This window comes from uncultured Thiocystis sp., from assembly GCF_903866365.1.
In the GTDB taxonomy this organism is placed as follows: domain Bacteria; phylum Pseudomonadota; class Gammaproteobacteria; order Chromatiales; family Chromatiaceae; genus Chromatium.
This window is the reverse complement of sequence record NZ_CAIPNF010000108.1, coordinates 1-4,171: the sequence shown is the minus strand read 5'-3', so window position 1 is coordinate 4,171 and position 4,171 is coordinate 1. Positions and strand designations below refer to the sequence as shown.

The window sequence follows — 4,171 nt, the reverse complement described above, 5'->3', positions numbered from 1 at the left end:
TTCGCCCGCTGGGTCCGGGACTACCTGGACAGTCGCGGACCCGCGCACCGGCTCCTCTTTCTGGTGGACGAAATCGGCCAGTTCATTGGCCAGGACACCCATCTCATGCTCAGCTTGCAGACCATCACCGAAAATCTCGGCACCGCCTGCGGTGGCCGGGCCTGGGTCGTGGTGACCTCGCAGGAAGACATCGACGCCGTGCTGGGCGAGGTGCGCGCGTCCAAGGCCAACGACTTCTCCAAGATTCAGGGCCGCTTCAAGACCCGCCTGTCGCTGTCGAGCGCCAATGTCGACGAAGTGATCCAAAAGCGGCTCCTGAGCAAGACCGAGGCCGCTCAGATGAACCTGACAGCGCTCTACCGCGACCAGGCCGATATCCTCAAGAATCAGCTCAGCTTCAGTCACGTCGGCATGACCTTCAAGCCCTATGCCGACGCGCTGGACTTCGTCAGCGTCTATCCCTTCGCCCCCTATCAGTTCCAGTTGGTGCAGAAGGTCTTCGAGGCCATCCGCCGCCATGGCGTCACCGGTCTGCATCTGGCGCGCGGCGAGCGCTCCATGCTCGATGCCTTTCAGTCCGCCGCCGTGCAACTCGCGGGCGAAGCGGTCGGGGTACTGGTCCCGCTGCACCGCTTTTATCCCTCCATCGAAAGTTTCCTCGAAGGCATCGTCAAATCGACTATCGACCACGCCGTTCGCAACGACAAACTGGAGCCCTTCGATGTCCTGGTCCTCAAGACCCTATTCCTGATCCGCTATGTCGACGAAATTCGCGGCAACCTGGACAACCTGGTGACCCTGTTCATCGACCGCATCGACGCCGATCGTCTGACCCTGCGTCACCAGATCGAAGCCAGTCTCCAGCGGCTGGAGAAGGAAACCGTCATCGGGCGCAACGGCGAGGATTTCTTCTTCCTCACCAACGAAGAGCGCGACATCAGCCGCGAGATCAAGGACGTCGATCTCAGCTCGGCGGAAGAGGCCAAATTCCTTGGCGAGCTGCTGTTCGAGGACGTGATCAAAGGTCTGCGCAAGCACCGCTTCGCCGATAACGGCAAGGACTTCGGTCTCAACCGCCTGTGCGACCTGCATCCGCACGGTGCCCGTACCGAGGGCGATTTGGTGCTGTCGGTCGTCACCCCGCTGGCGGACGACTACGCCCTCGACAGCGACGGCAAATGCACCCTCCAGAGCGCCACCGACGGCGGTCAGCTCATCCTCCGACTCGACGACGACAAGACCCTGGGGCGGGAACTGCGTACCTACCTGCAAACCGACAAATACATGGGTCGCAAGAACGACGGCACCGCGTCCACGACCACGGTCAAGATCCTGCGCGAGCGCCAGGACGAAAACCGCGAGCGCCGCCAGCGTCTAGTCCTGCAACTGGAACAGTTATGCCGGGAGGCCGGCTATTACGCCGCCGGCCAGCCCATCCAGCCCAAGGGCGGCAGCGCCGCCTCGGCTCTGACCGACGCCCTGAACTACCTGATCCGCAACAGCTTCAACAAGCTCGGCTATCTCGCGCACCTCTCCGCCAATCCGCAGGCCGAGATCAAGGCGGTGCTCAGTGCCACCGACGTGGACGATCTGGGGTTTTCGCTGGAGGCCGGGCAGGGCAACCAACAGGCCCTCGCAGAAGTCCAGGGCTACATCCAACTCATGGCCGGCGCCAACAAGCAGGTGATCCTGGAAGACCTGGTGGAGACGCGCTTCGGTCGGCGTCCCTATGGCTGGCCCGAGTGGGAAGTGGTCCTGCTGATCGTGCGTCTGGTCAGGAAAGGCGACATCAGCCTGGCGAGCGACGGCGCGACCCTGTCCCTCGACAAGATCCATGAGGCCGTCATCGCCCCCAGCAAGTGGAAACGCCTGCTGGTGGTCAAACGTCAAAGCGTCGACCAAGGTCAGCTCCAGACCGCGCGCCATCTGGCCAAAGAGGTTTTCGGCAACCTCGCTCCGGACGGCGAAGAGGCCCTCGACGCTCACCTACGCCTGCAATTGGGCGGTTGGCGGACCAACCTCGGCCAGTACAAGACCCTGGCCGACACCGGCACCTATCCCGGTGGTCAGGAGATTGCCGATGCCCTGGGCGTCATCAACAAACTCCTGGCGGAGACCGAGAGCGTGGGGCTCATCGGCCGGTTCCTGGAACGGAAGGCCGACCTGCACGACCTCTCCGACGAAGTCCATGAGCTGACGAATTTCTACACCACCCAGCGCCCCGCCTGGGACAAACTGCGCCTGGCCCAAACCCGCTTCCAGCCCAACCGCGACTGGCTGGACCAGGACGACACCGCCGCCAAGGCCCTCGCACGCATCAAAGAGATCCTGAGCGCCGCCGCTCCCTATGGCCTGATCCAAGAGGCCGAGGCCCTGATCCAGACCGTCGAACGGGTCAACGACGCCCTGGTGGCCCAGCGCCGCGACCAGATCCTGCCCGGCATCGACACGCAACTCGCCAAGATCCAGGTGGAACTGGACGCCGCCAAGGCCAGTGGCGATCTGCGCAACCAGTGTCTCTATCCCTTGCAGCAGCTCAAGGGTCAGGTCGAGAGCCAGAGCAGCCTCGCGCATATCGGCCAAGCGGCACAGCAGGCAATCGAACTCGGCGATGCGGCACTCGACAAGATCGAGGCGGCGCTGAAGAAGCCACCAGGAAAGCCCCCAAAAATCGGCGATCAGGATGCCCCACCGGTCTACGTGAAGCCGCGCCGCGTCGTGAAAGCAACCGCCTTTGTGCCGGGGACGTACCTGGAAACCCAGGCCGATATCGACGCCTATTTGAACAAGTTTCGTCAGGCGCTGGAGGCCGCCATTGCCGCCGGCGAACGGATCGAGATCCGGTGAAAGCGTGATGAACCGTCGCCGCTGACGCGGTTGAGGCCGCCAGATGTTATATTTTACGAAACCCTGATCGATCAATACTGCGCAAGGAGTCAACCCATGGCGTCCGTGACCCTCTCCAGCAAGTTTCAGCTCGCGATTCCCAAGGCCATCCGCGAGGAAATGAATCTGACGGCTGGTCAGAAATTTGCCGTCATCCCCAAAGGCGACACCATCGTGTTGGCTCCCATTCGTCCCCTGGAGGAGATGCGCGGGATCTTGAAAGGCGCCGATACGAGCGACTATCGCGACCGGACGGACCGCCTGGAACGTGATCGATGATCCTCGTCGATACCTGCGGTTGGATCGAGTGGCTCACGGACGGCGCGCTGGCGAATCGCTTTGCGCCGTACATGAAGGATCCATCGGAGTTGCTCGTACCAACCACGGTGCAGTACGAGTTGTACAAATGGGTTAAACGCGAATCCGACGAAACGACGGCGCACGACACCATCGCCCTCGCCGACAGCAGTCTGATTGTTCCGTTGAGCACCGAGATTGCGCTCATGGCCGCGGATCTGACGCTGTTGCACAAGCTCGCCTTTGCCGATGCCGTGATCTACGCCAGTGCCCGGAAACACCAGGTCGAGCTTGTCACCGCCGACAACCACTTCGAAGGACTGCCCGGCGTGACCTTTTTCCAGAAACCAAGAGAACAACCATGAACCCCGTCCGCCTGATTTATGACGATACGCCGGACTTCATTCCGATCCCTGAAGCGTTCCGTCACCGCAAGACCGAGATCATTATCTGGCCTTTGGACGAGGATCCGGCCTCGGTGCCATCAGATGCGCGGACGGACCAAGGCCAACGCCAGCCCGGCGTCTGGTCGCATTTGCCACCCACCGCCGCAGACTGGGGGGAAGACCGATGAAAAGCTACACCGCCATCGTCGAACGCTGCCCGGATACCGGGTTGTACGTTGGTTATATTCCCGGATTCCAGGGGGCGCACACCCAGGCGGCAACGCTGGATGAGTTGACGCACAATCTACGGGAGGTCGTCGCCATGTTGCTCGAAGATGGCGAGCCGACGCTCGAAACGGAGTTTATCGGCACGCAAAACGTCGTGGTGGCCTGATCATGGGGAGCTTGCCTGTCCTCAAGCCGCGCGAAATTGTCGTATTGACTCGTTCCCACGCTCCAGCGTCACTGCCATTAAGTTAAGCGCAACTTGTTGTATAATAGATAAAAATTATCCCTTAGTAGAGATTTTAGCATGTTTAAAAAAAACAATCCGTTGAAACCAGTCAAGAACTTATCGCCGATGAAGCGTTTAAAAACCGACA

At 61.0% G+C, this 4,171-nt stretch carries 5 protein-coding genes; all 5 read left to right on the top strand.

The genetic code is table 11. The annotated features are described in order from the left end of the window. The coding region (brxC, locus tag QZY07_RS06650) for a BREX system P-loop protein BrxC (RefSeq protein ID WP_295400884.1) at positions 1–2,847 on the top strand (2,847 nt) is incomplete at its 5' end. 96 nt (positions 2,848–2,943) lie between these two features. Then, positions 2,944–3,165: an AbrB/MazE/SpoVT family DNA-binding domain-containing protein gene (locus tag QZY07_RS06645; protein WP_295400881.1), complete on the top strand. Its 222-nt coding sequence runs from the start codon at positions 2,944–2,946 to the stop codon at positions 3,163–3,165. After that, on the top strand, positions 3,162–3,548 hold the full coding sequence (locus QZY07_RS06640) for a type II toxin-antitoxin system VapC family toxin (protein ID WP_295400879.1): 387 nt from the start codon (positions 3,162–3,164) through the stop codon (positions 3,546–3,548). Before QZY07_RS06645 ends, QZY07_RS06640 begins: the two co-directional genes overlap by 4 nt. Further along, positions 3,545–3,757, top strand: coding sequence for a hypothetical protein (locus QZY07_RS06635; RefSeq protein ID WP_295400877.1), 213 nt, complete (start codon positions 3,545–3,547; stop codon positions 3,755–3,757). The genes QZY07_RS06640 and QZY07_RS06635 overlap by 4 nt, the downstream gene beginning before the upstream one ends. Continuing rightward, a complete protein-coding gene (locus tag QZY07_RS06630; RefSeq protein ID WP_295400874.1) occupies positions 3,754–3,963 on the top strand; it encodes a type II toxin-antitoxin system HicB family antitoxin in 210 nt (69 codons plus the stop codon). The genes QZY07_RS06635 and QZY07_RS06630 overlap by 4 nt, the downstream gene beginning before the upstream one ends. Positions 3,964–4,171: the final 208 nt, after the last annotated feature.

What these genes read in the sequence shown, in the direction of transcription:
- QZY07_RS06645 (WP_295400881.1), top strand. Translation starts at nt 2,944, where the DNA reads ATGGCGTCCGTGACCCTCTCCAGCAAGTTTCAGCTCGCGATTCCCAAG.
- QZY07_RS06630 (WP_295400874.1), top strand. Translation starts at nt 3,754, where the DNA reads ATGAAAAGCTACACCGCCATCGTCGAACGCTGCCCGGATACCGGGTTG.
- QZY07_RS06640 (WP_295400879.1), top strand. Translation starts at nt 3,162, where the DNA reads ATGATCCTCGTCGATACCTGCGGTTGGATCGAGTGGCTCACGGACGGC.
- QZY07_RS06635 (WP_295400877.1), top strand. Translation starts at nt 3,545, where the DNA reads ATGAACCCCGTCCGCCTGATTTATGACGATACGCCGGACTTCATTCCG.